The 13,975-nt window shown below is 58.0% G+C and carries 12 protein-coding genes; 3 read left to right on the top strand and 9 right to left on the bottom strand.

What is annotated here, in order from left to right; all coding sequences use genetic code 11:
* Positions 1-20: 20 nt before the first annotated feature.
* From ACR0KG_RS14495 to ACR0KG_RS14515, 5 genes are all read right to left on the bottom strand, one after another.
* On the bottom strand, positions 21-1,298 hold the full coding sequence (locus ACR0KG_RS14495; RefSeq protein WP_170532223.1) for a DUF3422 domain-containing protein: 1,278 nt from the start codon (positions 1,296-1,298) through the stop codon (positions 21-23).
* A gap of 108 nt (positions 1,299-1,406) precedes the next feature.
* Positions 1,407-1,763, bottom strand: a complete 357-nt coding sequence (locus tag ACR0KG_RS14500) for a VOC family protein (RefSeq protein ID WP_480827660.1) — start codon at positions 1,761-1,763, stop codon at positions 1,407-1,409.
* A 160-nt stretch (positions 1,764-1,923) separates the two neighbouring features.
* Positions 1,924-3,375, bottom strand: a complete 1,452-nt coding sequence (locus tag ACR0KG_RS14505) for an NAD(P)(+) transhydrogenase (Re/Si-specific) subunit beta (protein ID WP_480827661.1) — start codon at positions 3,373-3,375, stop codon at positions 1,924-1,926.
* A 13-nt stretch (positions 3,376-3,388) separates the two neighbouring features.
* Entirely contained in the window at positions 3,389-4,960 is a 1,572-nt protein-coding gene (locus tag ACR0KG_RS14510) for a Re/Si-specific NAD(P)(+) transhydrogenase subunit alpha (protein WP_480827662.1), read from the bottom strand.
* 127 nt (positions 4,961-5,087) lie between these two features.
* Positions 5,088-5,537, bottom strand: coding sequence for a methyltransferase family protein (locus ACR0KG_RS14515; protein WP_480547739.1), 450 nt, complete (start codon positions 5,535-5,537; stop codon positions 5,088-5,090).
* Positions 5,538-5,710: 173 nt separating this feature from the next.
* Here ACR0KG_RS14515 and kynU point away from each other — a divergent pair, with 173 nt between their 5' ends.
* The gene (kynU, locus tag ACR0KG_RS14520) at positions 5,711-6,904 is read left to right on the top strand and encodes a kynureninase (RefSeq protein WP_480827663.1); all 1,194 of its coding nucleotides are present in this window, start codon (positions 5,711-5,713) and stop codon (positions 6,902-6,904) included.
* On the opposite strand, the gene ACR0KG_RS14525 is transcribed toward kynU, so the two are convergent.
* Positions 6,897-7,475: a TetR/AcrR family transcriptional regulator gene (locus ACR0KG_RS14525; RefSeq protein WP_480827664.1), complete on the bottom strand. Its 579-nt coding sequence runs from the start codon at positions 7,473-7,475 to the stop codon at positions 6,897-6,899. The two genes, kynU and ACR0KG_RS14525, sit on opposite strands and share 8 nt — an antisense overlap.
* A 99-nt stretch (positions 7,476-7,574) precedes the next feature.
* On the opposite strand from ACR0KG_RS14525, the gene ACR0KG_RS14530 reads away from it, so the two are divergent.
* Together ACR0KG_RS14530 and ACR0KG_RS14535 are read left to right on the top strand one after the other, a co-directional pair.
* On the top strand, positions 7,575-8,039 hold the full coding sequence (locus ACR0KG_RS14530) for a (2Fe-2S)-binding protein (RefSeq protein WP_480547735.1): 465 nt from the start codon (positions 7,575-7,577) through the stop codon (positions 8,037-8,039).
* A gap of 3 nt (positions 8,040-8,042) precedes the next feature.
* A complete protein-coding gene (locus tag ACR0KG_RS14535) occupies positions 8,043-10,283 on the top strand; it encodes a xanthine dehydrogenase family protein molybdopterin-binding subunit (protein WP_480827665.1) in 2,241 nt (746 codons plus the stop codon).
* Between the two features lie 45 nt (positions 10,284-10,328).
* On the opposite strand, the gene ACR0KG_RS14540 is transcribed toward ACR0KG_RS14535, so the two are convergent.
* From ACR0KG_RS14540 to ACR0KG_RS14550, 3 genes are all read right to left on the bottom strand, one after another.
* The gene (locus tag ACR0KG_RS14540) at positions 10,329-11,108 is read right to left on the bottom strand and encodes a gamma-glutamyl-gamma-aminobutyrate hydrolase family protein (protein ID WP_480540744.1); all 780 of its coding nucleotides are present in this window, start codon (positions 11,106-11,108) and stop codon (positions 10,329-10,331) included.
* 136 nt (positions 11,109-11,244) lie between these two features.
* Positions 11,245-11,670 carry a GlcG/HbpS family heme-binding protein gene (locus ACR0KG_RS14545; RefSeq protein WP_480827666.1) on the bottom strand — a complete coding sequence of 142 codons (426 nt, stop codon included), beginning with the start codon at positions 11,668-11,670 and terminating at the stop codon, positions 11,245-11,247.
* 81 nt (positions 11,671-11,751) lie between these two features.
* The gene (locus tag ACR0KG_RS14550; protein WP_480827667.1) at positions 11,752-13,887 is read right to left on the bottom strand and encodes a malate synthase G; all 2,136 of its coding nucleotides are present in this window, start codon (positions 13,885-13,887) and stop codon (positions 11,752-11,754) included.
* Positions 13,888-13,975: the final 88 nt, after the last annotated feature.

A 13,975-nucleotide genomic window follows, 5' to 3' on the forward strand; every position in this document is an offset into this window, starting at 1 on the left:
GCCCTGCTGTGCAAGTGACGTCATTCCAACCGCTTGCGAATTCTGTGGACGGCAGCCCAGACCATCAAAATGACCGGCAGCGTGATCAAGGCGGTCAATGTACCCTTGCTCAACCCGGTCGACGTGAGCGGATACAGCACGTAGCTGACCAGCGAGACGGCATAGTAACTGATGGCCACAACCGAAAGCCCCTCGACCGTGTGCTGCAGGCGCAAGGCCAGGTCCGCGCGCTTGTCCATGCTTTCCAACAAAGCCTGGTTCTGTGCGCTGCGTTCAACATCAACCCTTGTACGCAGCAAATCCCCGGCGCGGATTGCTCTGTCTGAAAGGGTTTGCAGGCGTTTTTCTGTCGATTTCACAGTGCGCATAGCCGGGTCGTAACGGCGCATCATGAAATCGGCAAAGCTCTGACGGCCCATAAACCGTTCTTCCCGCAACACGGCAATGCGCTGATTGACAATGGCCTCATAGGCACCAGTCGCCCCAAAGCGAAAGGCACAGCGGGCAGACAAGGTTTCCAACTCGGTCGAGATGCGCAGCAGATCAGGTAACAGATCGTCAGGATGGTTTTCTCCGTCCGTCATCTCGCCCATCAACGCGGTCAACTTCTGGTCTAACCCACCGATGCGCGGCGTCAGGCTTTTGACCCTGGCAAATCCCAACATGGACATCGCCTTATACGTCTCGATCTCGCACAAGCGTTGAATGATACGCCCGATCCGTCGCTGACCCGTGCCTTCGGAAATAAACACAGCAAAACGCATATGGCCCGCTGGATCGATGCGAAAATCGCTGGCACAGATCGCCGCATCATCCAGAACGCAAGAAACGGCCAGGCTTTCGGGTTCGAACCAGTCAGGCAACACAGCACGGACCGCATCCTGATCTGGCCGCCGCACGACACGCATCAGAATCGATGTGATCCTTTTGCCTGGGCTGGCCATAACCCAGTCCGCCGGGAACACTTCAAAGTCAGCTGGGTCAAATGCCCGCGCGCTCACATTCTGCGAGATCGCGGTATAGGTCACAAACTCGGTATGCTGTTCCCACTTCAACCAATGACGACCAATCTGACCTGCGTAATGCGTGGCGTCTGGCTGGGGGCGAGACGCACCATGGCGCGTCAACAGATCGGTCAGATGTGCGATGTCCGCCTGACGATCTCCATCAACCGACTCAGTCGGCTTCTTGATCGCCAGAAATGCAACTGTGCAGGGCACCTCGGCGCTTGGAAAGGGCCGTGCGTGCAGCTCATTGGCCAGCGCATAGCGCAGGGGATGATCATCAATCGGCGTCATTTTTTGGCTCCGTCTTATCCGGGGCACTATACGACACAGCTGAAATACATCAATTCTCTTTTTATTTCATATACTTACAGGAATGCAACGGTATACAAACCAGCTATCTCATTGATTTGGCTGCCACAGCTCAATCGGATTGCCTTCCGGATCATGAATACGGGCGAACTTGCCAACCTCGCTGTCCCAGTCGGGGTGGGTCTCAACCTTGATCCCCGCAGCCTCAAGCTGTGCGGTCATCGCCACAAGGTTATCAACGCGAAAATTGATCATCCATTGCTGCTCGGCCCTGCCAAAATACTCGGTATCCTGCGCAAAAGGTGCAAACACTGTATACCCCTCGCGCTGTTTCCAGGGCACAGGGTCATAATGGTTAACGCCCAGATGCCTTTCATACCAATCCCGCAACGCCTCAGGATCCCGGGCCCGAAAGAAAACCCCGCCAATACCATTCACTTTCTGCATGGCCACCTCCTGTCACCGTGTTCCGGCTCAGAATAGCACATTCCACAGGCTTCATCTGGCCACAAATATCCTGGGGGTTTGGGGGCAAAGCCCCCACCTCTACCCAAAAAAAGAAAAGGGCGCCCGCAGGCGCCCTTTGCAATTTACTAGCAACAGTTGATCAGTCGATCATCGGCAACAGCTTGTCCAGCGACTGCTTGGCATCGCCATAGAACATGCGCGTGTTCTCTTTGAAGAACAGCGGATTTTCGATGCCCGAATAGCCAGTGCCCTGACCGCGCTTCGACACAAAGACCTGCTTGGCCTTCCAGCATTCCAGAACCGGCATACCGGCGATGGGGCTGTTGGGATCCTCCTGCGCGGCAGGGTTCACGATGTCATTCGAGCCGATGACGATGGCTACATCCGTGTCCGGGAAATCGTCATTGATCTCATCCATCTCAAGCACGATGTCATACGGCACTTTCGCCTCGGCCAGCAGAACGTTCATGTGGCCAGGCAAACGTCCGGCAACGGGGTGGATCGCAAAGCGCACCTCTTTGCCCTTGGCGCGCAGCTTGCGGACCAACTCGGACACCGACTGCTGTGCCTGCGCCACTGCCATGCCATAACCCGGGATGATGACAATACTGTCCGCATCGTTCAGCGCAGCAGCCACGCCATCAGCCTCAATCGCGATCTGTTCGCCCTCGACAGCCATCTGCTCGCCCTGCGGACCACCGAAGCCGCCTAGGATCACGCTGACAAAGTGACGGTTCATCGCCTTGCACATGATGTAGGACAGGATCGCACCCGACGAGCCGACCAGAGCGCCAACCACAATCAGCAGGTCGTTTCCAAGGCTGAAGCCGATCGCCGCAGCCGCCCAACCCGAATACGAGTTCAGCATCGACACAACCACCGGCATGTCGGCACCACCGATGCCCATGATCAGGTGATAGCCAATGAACAGCGCAGCCAGCGTCATCAGGAACAGCGGGAAAAACCCACCCGAGCTGGTATACCAGATCAGACAAATCAGCGAGAGACCTGCAGCCGCCGCGTTCAGCATATGCCCACCGGGCAGTTTGGTCGCCGCCGAGGTCACTTTGCCCGCCAGCTTGCCATAGGCCACGACCGAGCCGGTAAAGGTGATCGCACCGATGAAGATGCCCAGGAACAGCTCAACATGCAGGATCGCCAGTTCCGCAGGGGTTTTCTTGGCGATCAGCTTGGCGAACGCGCCCAGATCAGACAGGTTCGCCTGGCTGGCACTATCCGCAATCGCCATGACCTGCGCCACGTTGCCGATCTCAAAATGCGCGTTGAAGCCCACGAACACAGCCGCCAAGCCGACCAGCGAGTGCATTGCAGCCACCAGCTGCGGCATCTCGGTCATCTGGACGCGCTGCGCCACGTATTGACCGATCAGACCACCGCCGATGATCAGCAGAATGGACAGCAGCCACAGTCCCGAACCGGGACCAACCAGAGTAGCGAAGACCGCCAGTGCCATACCGACAATGCCATACCAGACCGCGCGCTTGGCGCTTTCCTGGTTCGAAAGGCCGCCGAGCGACAGGATGAAAAGGACAGCCGCAACAACATAAGCGGCAGAAGTAAAGCCAATCATATGCCCGACCTCCTTAGGATTTCTGGAACATGGCGAGCATGCGCCGGGTTACGAGGAAGCCACCAAAGATGTTGATCCCGGCCATGAAGACAGACAGCGCCGCCAGCAGAATGACCAGGAACGACCCGGACCCAATCTGCATCAACGCCCCGACGATAATGATCGACGAGATCGCGTTGGTGATCGCCATTAGCGGTGTGTGCAAGCTGTGCGCAACGCCCCAGATCACCTGGAAGCCCACAAAGATCGCCAAAACAAAGACGATGAAGTGCTGCATGAAGCTGGCCGGAGCGATCAGCCCCACCAGCAGCATCAGCGCGCCGCCAATACCGAGCAGGGTGAACTGCTGCTTGGTCTGCGCCTTGAAGGCTGCGATTTCCTGCGCCTTTTTCTCTTCCGGGGTCAGTTCCTTGACCTCGGGCTTTTTCTGCGCCGCAATCGCCTGCACCTTGGGCGGTGGCGGCGGGAAGGTGATCTCACCCTCATGGGTCACGGTTGCTCCGCGGATCACGTCATCTTCCATGTCGTGATTGATCTGACCGTCCTTTTCCGGCGTCAGGTCAGTCATCATGTGACGGATGTTTGTCGCGTACAGCGAAGAGGATTGCGCCGCCATCCGGCTGGGGAAATCCGTATAGCCGATGATGGTCACGCCATTGTCGGTCACGATCTTCTCATCCGGCACGGTCAGCTTGCAGTTACCGCCCTTCTCCGCTGCCAAATCCACGATGACAGAGCCCGGCTTCATCGCTTCGACCATATCCTTGGTCCAAAGCTCGGGCGCTTCGCGGTTCGGGATCAGCGCGGTAGTGATGACGATGTCCACCTCGGGCGCCAGCTCGCGGAACTTGGCCAGCTGCGCGTTGCGGAACTCTTCCGACTGGACCGAAGCATAGCCACCGGTGGCCGCACCATCCTGCTGTTCTTCTTCGAAATCCAGATAGACGAACTCGGCACCCATGGATTCGACCTGCTCGGCCACTTCGGGGCGTACGTCGAACGCATAGGTGATCGCACCCAGCGACGTGGACGTACCAATCGCCGCCAGACCGGCAACACCGGCCCCCACGATCAAAACCTTGGCAGGCGGCACCTTACCGGCCGCCGTTACCTGACCGGTGAAGAACCGGCCAAAGTTGTTACCCGCCTCGATCACCGCACGGTAACCGGCGATATTGGCCATCGAGGACAACGCGTCCATCTTCTGCGCACGGGAAATACGCGGAACCATCTCCATCGCAATGACGTTCGCGCCTTTGGACTTGGCCAGCTCCATCCCTTCTTCGTTCCCCGCCGGATTGAAGAAAGAGATCAGCGTCTTGCCCTTGGTCAAACGCTTCAGCTCGGTCTCGGTCGGGATGCGCACTTTGGCGATAATATCCGCCGCTTTCCAAAGCGCTGCCGCGGTTTTTACGATCTCAACACCCGCAGCCTCATATGAGGCATCCGAAAACCCGGCGGCAGCCCCGGCTCCTTTTTCGATCAGGCACTCATAACCCAGTTTCTGCAGCTGTACGGCCGAGTCTGGCGTCATTGCCACTCGGTTCTCGCCATCCAGTATTTCTTTCGGTGTGCCTATTTTCACTGGCAGTCCCCCTTGGTTCTAAGGCCGGTCAGGTCCTCGGGTATGGATTGTTAAGAAAAGATGTATCTTGCGCAATTTTATTTCGCAAGCGCAGCATCCATTACGTTGTGTCATTCAGTTGATCTGGCTACACCCACCGTCTTGTCTTTTGTTCATAGCGGGCGAAATCGGCGCGGAAGGTGCGGCGCATGCGGTCCTCCTCGGGCAGGATGAAACGACGTTCAAGCACCCAGACGAAGATCGGCACTAAAGCCAGTGACAGAACGGCGTCAAAGCGCAGAACCAAGCCCGCCAGGATCAAAACATCTCCCAGGTAGATCGGATTCCGGCTGCGTTTGTAGATACCGGATTGCACGATTGCACTGGGTGTTTCATGCGGGATGACTGTCGTCTTATGACGTCGGAATTCGGCAACGGCCAATACGGCCAGAAGGATGCCCCCCCCGATCAGCACACCGCTGAGCAGATCGGTCAACCCACCGTCGAGGGACAGGCCAAATCCCATATAGCGCCCCTGTAACCAGGCAAGCAGGGCAAAGCCCACTAGCCAGACAGGGGGAAGGTCGATCCAGCGCATCGTCGATCCTCAGGGTTGACGTCACGTAAGGGCACGTGTCGTTTCTGGGCGCTGTCCTACCGCTTTGGGACCGAAATAGCAAAACCCCAGTTGTCGCATCAATGGACAGCAGAGATGGGATGTTTTACGCCCTAGGGGCAATGCTATCCGAATATACAAAAAAACGGGCCGCCATGACTGATTTCGCGACGACCAAAGACATGTTCACTCTGCCCGAGGGGATGATCTACCTCGACGGAAACTCACTGGGCCCGGTTCCGAAGGCGGCGGCGGATCACGTGCATCAGATGATGACCGACGAATGGGGGAAATTGCTGATCACGGGCTGGAACAAAGCCGGTTGGATGGGTATGCCCGCGGCATTGGGCGACCGGATTGGCAAACTGATCGGAGCAAAACCAGGCAGTGTTGTCGTGGGCGACACGTTATCGATCAAAGTCTATCAAGCGGTAGCATCCGCTTTGGAGCTAAACCCGGATCGCAAAGTTGTGTTGTCAGACAATGGCAACTTCCCAACCGATCTTTACATGGTTGACGGGCTTTTGCGTTCGCTCAGCGATGACTATGAGTTGCGCGTGGTCGACCCTGAACAGGTGGCCGATGCCCTGACGGATGACGTCGCCGTACTGATGCTGACCGAGGTCGATTACCGGACCGGGCGCATGCATGACATGAAAACCCTGACCGAATTGGCGCACTCTTTGGGCGTGGTGACCGTTTGGGATCTGGCCCATTCGGCTGGGGCGATTCCTGTAGATCTGACGGTCTGCAATGCCGATTTTGCAGTGGGCTGTACCTACAAGTACCTCAACGGCGGGCCCGGTGCTCCGGCCTTTGTCTATGTGGCCCCTCGGTTGGCGGAGCAGGTGCGCCCAGCACTGTCTGGTTGGCTGGGGCACGAGGCTCCGTTCGCTTTTGATCTCGACTATCGCCCCGGCGCGGGGATCGAACGGATGCGGGTCGGAACCCCTCCGGTCATTCAGATGGCCTCACTTTCGGTGGCGATGGATGTCTGGGATATGGCCGATATGGCCGATGTGCGCGCCAAATCCATCGAATTGACCGAGCTGTTCATTCAACGGGTCGAGGCCACCTGCCCTGGCCTGACACTGGCCAGCCCCCGCGACCCGCTGCAACGGGGCAGTCAGGTGTCGTTCCGGTTCACCGAAGGATACGCCGCGATGCAGGCCCTGATCGCGCGCGGTGTGATCGGAGATTTCCGGGCGCCGGATATTATGCGCTTTGGCTTTACACCGCTTTACATTGATGTAACGGATGTGGAGCAAGCGGTTGATATTCTGGCCGATATCATGCGCAACAGGCAGTGGGATCGGCCCGAATACAAAATCCGTCAGCGGGTTACCTGACTTCAAGCCCCGCGCCGATCATCGCAGCCAGCTGCCGGGTGCGCTGTTCGAACTCTTCGGCGCTGGAGGCGGTCAGCTTGATCCCTTTCAGGCTGGCCGTAATCGTCTTTGCGGTGTCGTGGGGCGTGTCGAACACGCGGGCGCGCCCTTTGGCCTGCATATCGGTCAGCCATTCCGCAAATAGCAAAGTCAGTTCTGCCTCACCCTGTTCGACAATATCGGTGGACATGGATTTGGTCGTATCCAGCATCTCGACCCCATGGGGTGACGCCAGTATCGCCGCCATTCCCTCCATTTGCGCCTGAATCGCTGCGTTCAACACCTGCGAGATTGATCCTGCCTTCTTCAATGCAGCGGCTACGGCATTTGTCTTGTCAGCATAGTGCAGCCTGGTTAGTTCGCGAACGATCGCCTCTTTGTTCTTGTAGTGCAGATACACAGCAGGGCGGGACATACCCGCACCTTTCGCAATGTCATCCATCGATGTCTTGCGGAACCCGTATCTTGAAAAAGCCTGGAAAGCCGAAGCCAGAATAGCCTTTTGCCGTATGTCGTCGCTCGTATCCTTCATTTCAGAAGCTCTGACAGTTTTCGTATATTTTGTCAATTGACACGCTGACATTTTTCACCAATTATGTCAGAAACTGCCACAGCTAACGAGAGGCGCGCCATGGCGACCACCCTTAAGATCAACGGAACCGCACATCAGGTGGATCTGCCTGATGATGTCCCCCTGCTTTGGGTGCTGCGTGATGAGGTCGGCTTGACCGGTACCAAATTCGGTTGCGGTGTCGCGGCCTGCGGGGCCTGTACCGTGCACATCGATGGCGAGGCCGTGCGCTCTTGTCAGGTGGCTTTGTCGGATGTTTGGGGCGACGTGACAACGATTGAAGGCATCGGAACGCCTGCGGCCATGTCAGCACTCCAACAAGCCTGGGTCGACCATCAGGTGGCGCAATGCGGCTATTGTCAGTCCGGTCAAATCATGCAGGCCGCAGCTTTGCTGGCCGAAAACCCCGCGCCCTCAGATGCCGATATCGAAGACGCGATGCAGGGCAACCTGTGCCGTTGCGGCACTTATCCCCGGATACGTGCAGCAATTCACGACGCCGCTGGCAAACTGAAGGAGGCGTAAGAGATGGGCAAAGTTGGAAAAATCCTGCGCCGCACCTTCCTGATCGGGTCCGCCGCGATTGTCGGCGGTGTGGCCTTCGGTGCGTATTACGTCAGCCGACCCGCCGCGAACCCGCTGAAACCCGGCGAGGGTGAGGCTGCACTGAACCCATTCATTCTGATCGACCAGAACGGTGTAACGCTATTCGCGCCCCGCGCGGAAATGGGACAGGGCGTGCGAACCACATGGGCCGCGCTGATTGCCGAAGAACTGGACGTTGACCTTGATCAGGTCACCGTTCTGCACGGGCCTGCCGCTGCGGCCTACTACAACTCGGCTCTGATTGGCGAAGGTCTGCCCAACAAGGGCTATGACATCCCGGATATCCAGTACAATTTGGGTGAAGCACTAGGGGTGTTGGGGCGTACACTCAGCCTTCAGGTCACCGGTGGCTCGACTTCGATGAAGGACGGGTATGAACGCATGCGTCAGGCCGGGGCTTCGGCGCGCGAAACCCTGAAACGCGCTGCTGCCGACCGGCTGGGCGTTGACCCCGCAGAGTTGCAGACCGCGTCTGGCCATGTAATCGCCCCCAATGGTGACAAAATCCCTTACACCGATTTGGCCGTTGATGTCGCCGATCTTGAGCCGGTCGAGGTTCCCCTGCGCGATCCCTCCGAATGGCGCTATCTGGGACAATCCCAGCCGCGGCTGGATATGGTGGAGAAAGCAACGGGTACGGCAGAGTTTGGCGTCGATGTCCGCTTGCCGGGTATGAAATTCGCCGCTGTGCGCATGAACCCTAAGCTGGGTGGCGCGATGAACGGATATGATGACAGTGCCGCAACCTCGATGCCGGGTGTTGAGAAAGTTGTCGATTTGGGCACCGGAGTTGCGGTCATCGCCAACAACACATGGCTCGCCCAACAGGCGGTTGACGCAATTGACGTGGATTGGGGCGACGCCCCCTACCCGCCCGAAACCGATCAGGTCTTTGCCGAGATTGCCAAGGCGTTCGACGACGCCCCGAACTCGACCATGCGCGATGATGGCGATGTCAGCGTTATGCCCGAGGGCGCAACAGAGATCACAGCTGAGTATCAACTGCCCTATCTGGCCCATGCAACGATGGAGCCGATGAACGCCACCGCGCTTTACACCGGAAACGCGTTGGAGCTGTGGTGCGGCAACCAGGCCCCCACTCTGATCCAGTTCCGGGTTGCCAACACAGCCGGGTTGGAGACCGAAGCCGTGCAAATTCATACCACCTATCTGGGTGGCGGCTTTGGCCGACGTGGTGAGCTGGATTTTGGTGACATTGCCACCAAGGTCGCCATGGCGATGCCGGGAACGCCGGTCCAAACCACCTGGAGCCGCGAAGAAGACATGCGCCACGACTACTACCGCCCCGGTGCCATCGCCCGGATGCGGGGTGCGGTTCAGGATGGCAAAGCGGTTTTGATCGATGGCGCCGTCGCCTCACAGTCCTGTACGCAACAAGCTGTTCAGCGCTATACTGGCCTGCCTGGCGCCGGCCCGGACAAGGTATTGGTCGAAGGTTTCTTCAACCAGCCCTATGGCGTCCCGAACTATCGCATGAGCGGACATATCGCCAATCTCGATATCCCTGTCGGGTTCTGGCGCTCGGTCGGCAACAGCCATAACGGGTTCTTCCACGAGACATTCATGGATGAGCTGGCCCATGCCGCAGGCCGTGATCCGCTGGAATTCAGACTGGAATTGATGCAAGGCGAGCACGCCCCATCCGCAGGATGCCTCGAAGCGGTCCGCGAAATGTCGGGCTGGACGGGCCAAACACCCCGCGGTGTCGGGCGCGGTGTGGCCTTCACCTACAGCTTCGGCACCCCTGTTGCGCAAGTCATCGAAGTGGTGGATGAAGACGGCACGATCCGTATCAACAAGGCGTGGATCGCCTGTGACATGGGGCTGGCTCTGGATCCCGAGAATGTCAAAGCCCAGATGTTCGGCGGCATGATGTATGGCCTATCAGCGGCCTGCTACGGCGAGATTACCTTTGCCGACGGCGAAGTGGAGCAGTACAACTTCCCCGACTATGACGCGATCCGCATGCACACTGCGCCACAGGTTGAGGTGCGCGTGCTGGAAACCAACCGCCATATGGGCGGCGCGGGTGAGCCCGGCACACCGCCATCCATGCCCGCGCTTGGGAACGCATTGTTCGACCTGACCGGGGAACGAGCGCGCAGCCTGCCTTTGATTAATCAGTTCGATCTGATGATCTGATGACATAGAGGCGGTCCGGCACCCATCGCCGGGCCGCTGACAATATCATGCCAATCTCTGCATCTGTTGCAGCGCGGTTCCTGAAGCCCAGTTCCGCACAGCCGCCCCAAACGCTTCAAACAGCGGACGAGACACCGGATCATTGATCGCATCCCATTCCGGGTGCCACTGAACCGAAAGGGTAAAACCGGGCGCATCCTTGATATAGATCGCTTCGGGCGTACCATCCGGCGCATGGCCGTCGATCACCACCCGCTCACCAATCCGCTTGATGCCTTGACCGTGCAACGTGTTCGTCATCACCTCGGTCGCACCAAAGAGATCGTGAAACATACCGTTCTCCGACAGGGTCACGATATGGCGCAGTGCGAATTTTTCCTCAAGCGTTCCATCTGGCGGCATCCGGTGGTTCATGCGGCCCGGCAGGTCCCGGATTTCGGGATAAAGCGTGCCGCCCATGGCCACGTTCACCTCTTGAAACCCGCGGCAGATCCCCAGAAAGGGCTGGCCACGTTCGACACAGGCGCGCACTAAAGGCAGCGTGATCGCATCCCGCGCCCGGTCGAAATCTCCATGCGCATCTGTGGCCGCTTCGCCATATTCCTCAGGGTGTACGTTGGGGCGACCACCCGTCAGCAGGAACCCGTCACAGACCTCAAGCAATTCGTCGACCGAAACATACCGCGGATCAGCTGGTATCAGCAGCGGCAGACAACCCGATACATTGGCCACGGCATCCGAATTCATCGTCCCACCCGCATGTGTGGGATACTGATCATTCATCAGATAAGAATTGCCGATAATACCAACAACGGGTCGCACCATTCCAATGTCCTTGCTTTTGCATTGATTGGAACTGACGCTATCGACACAAAGCAGCCCGTGCAACAGAGCACAGGCTGCATAACAGCGCAAAGCAATGTTCAATTGCGCACACGCCTATTAACTGGACTCTGCCGGGTCAGATTTCGCCCGTTAGTCCAGCTGCTTCGATCCCTGCCATGCCTGCAACAGCATCATTGTCCGAGGTGTCGCCCGTCACACCAACCGCACCGATCACGGCACCTTTGCGGTCGCGCAGCAGAATGCCGCCCGGCACTGGCACGACCTGTCCGCCATACACGCCGTTCACCGCGGCCATAAAATAGGCCTGTGCTTCGGCTCGCTGCATCTGCGCCGTGCCTGACATGCCCAGCATAACCGCACCATACGCCTTGCCCTGTGCAATGGCGAACCGGCCAGGGGCAGCACCGTCTTCACGCTCAAATGCGATAACATGACCGCCGGCATCCAGAACCACAACCGAGAGTGGTTTCAGTTCCATTTCCCGCCCTTTTTCCATCGCTTTACGTATAATGGTCCGCGCCTTGCGCAAAGAAATACCCATACCTGATCCCTTCATCTGGCCAAAAATATCCTCGGGGGAGCGCGAGGGGGCAGACAGCCCCCTCGTTCCCGCAACTACCACTCAATCCTGACTGGCTTTGAATTCCAACCGCCGCGCATGCAGAACCGGCTCGGTATAGCCTGACGGCTGAACCCGGCCCTTGAAGACCAGATCGCAAGCAGCCTGGAAAGCGATACCGTCAAATCCCGGCGCCATCGGAACATAGTTTGAATCGCTCGCATTCTGGCGATCCACTACAGCCGCCATTTTCTGCATCGCGGCCATCACTTGTGCCTCGCTCACCACATCATGATGCAGCCAGTTCGCCAGCGCCTGGGATGAGATACGGCAGGTCGCGCGATCCTCCATCAACCCGACATCATGGATGTCCGGCACTTTCGAACAGCCCACGCCCTGATCGACCCAGCGTACTACATAACCCAGGATGCCCTGCGCGTTGTTCTCGATCTCGCGGGTGATTTCCTCATCGCTCAGGTTGCGACCACCCAATAATGGAACGGTCAGCAGATCATCCAAAGTACCGCGCGCGCCGCCAGCTGCGATTTCATCCTGCCGGGCAAGCACATCCACCTTGTGGTAATGCGTCGCATGCAGAGTTGCCGCTGTAGGAGATGGAACCCAAGCGCAGGTTGCGCCAGATTGCGGGTGGCCGATCTTGGCTTCCAGCATCTCACCCATCCGGTCGGGCATCGCCCACATACCTTTGCCGATCTGCGCCTTGCCTTTGAGACCGCAGGCTAGGCCGATATCGACATTGCGATCCTCATACGAGGCTATCCACGGCGTGGTTTTGATGTCCCCCTTGGGCAGCATCGGACCCGCTTCCATCGAGGTATGAATCTCATCCCCGGTACGATCCAAGAACCCGGTATTGATAAACGCCACGCGCGATTTCGCGGCGCGGATGCACTCGGTCAGGTTTGCCGAGGTGCGGCGTTCCTCGTCCATGATGCCCAGTTTCACGGTGTTGCGCGGCAGTCCCAAAACGTCTTCGACCATGTCGAAAATCTCAACCGCGAACGCGACCTCTTCGGGGCCATGCATCTTGGGTTTGACCACATAGACAGACCCTTCGACCGAGTTCCCGTCGTCGCGCTTCAGGTCATGCATTGCGATCAACGTGGTGCACAGCGCATCCATCAGCCCCTCACCGATCTCATTTCCTTCAGTGTCCAATACGGCCGGGTTGGTCATCAGGTGGCCCACATTCCGTATCAACATCAGCGACCGGCCCTTTAGCCACGCCTGACCGCCATCAGCCGTGGTGTATTCCACATCATCCGCAAGCTTACGGGTGAAGGTTTCGCCGCCCTTCGTGACCTCCTCGGTCAGGTCGCCTTTCATCAAGCCCAGCCAGTTGCCATAAGCGACAACCTTGTCTTCGGCATCCACACAGGCGACAGAATCTTCGCAATCCATGATGGTCGACAGCGCCGATTCCAGGCGCATATCGGCAATGCCCGCAGGATCACTTGTCCCAATTGCGCTGGACGGGTCGATCATGATTTGAATGTGCAAGCCATTGTTTTTCAACAATACGAACGCAGGCTTATTTGCTTCCCCGCCGAAACCGGCAAACTGTGCAGGATTGGCCAACGCGGGAGTCAACGCTCCGGCATCGATGGTCAGCCCCGCGACATCAGCCCATGATCCTTCGGCAAGCGGCGCAACCTCATCCAGAAACGCTTTGGCCCATGCAATTACACGCGCCCCACGCTTTTCGTCATAGCACCCACCCGCAGGCAGATCGCCCATTGCGTCTGTCCCGTAGAGTGCATCATATAGACTGCCCCAGCGTGCGTTTGCCGCGTTCAAAGCAAAGCGGGCATTGGTAATTGGCACGACAAGCTGCGGGCCAGGGGTCAGCGCGATCTCGGGGTCCACATTTGCCGTTTTGATCTGAAACGCCTCGCCTTCATCAACCAGATACCCGATCTCTTTCAAGAAAGCCTGATAGGCGGAGGGATCCATGGGTTGCGATTTTTCTGCAAGATGCCAGCCATCGACACGACTTTGAATATCCGCGCGCTTGGCCAGAAGGGCACGGTTCTTGGGCCCCAGCTCTAGAACCATACGTGCGAGACCAGCCCAGAAATGCTCGGACGATACGCCCGTCCCTGGCAGCGCCTGAGTCTCGATAAACTCAACCAGTATTGGGTCTACCTGCAACCCGCTCAGGGTCTGTCTGCCACTCATATGTTGCTCTCCCGCGTTTGTGTGCCGATGTATGCCAAACTGACTTAAGCCGAATGTTTCCGATAGGCAACTTTTGTCTAAGGTTTCT

The organism is Ruegeria sp. H4, assembly GCF_056533065.1.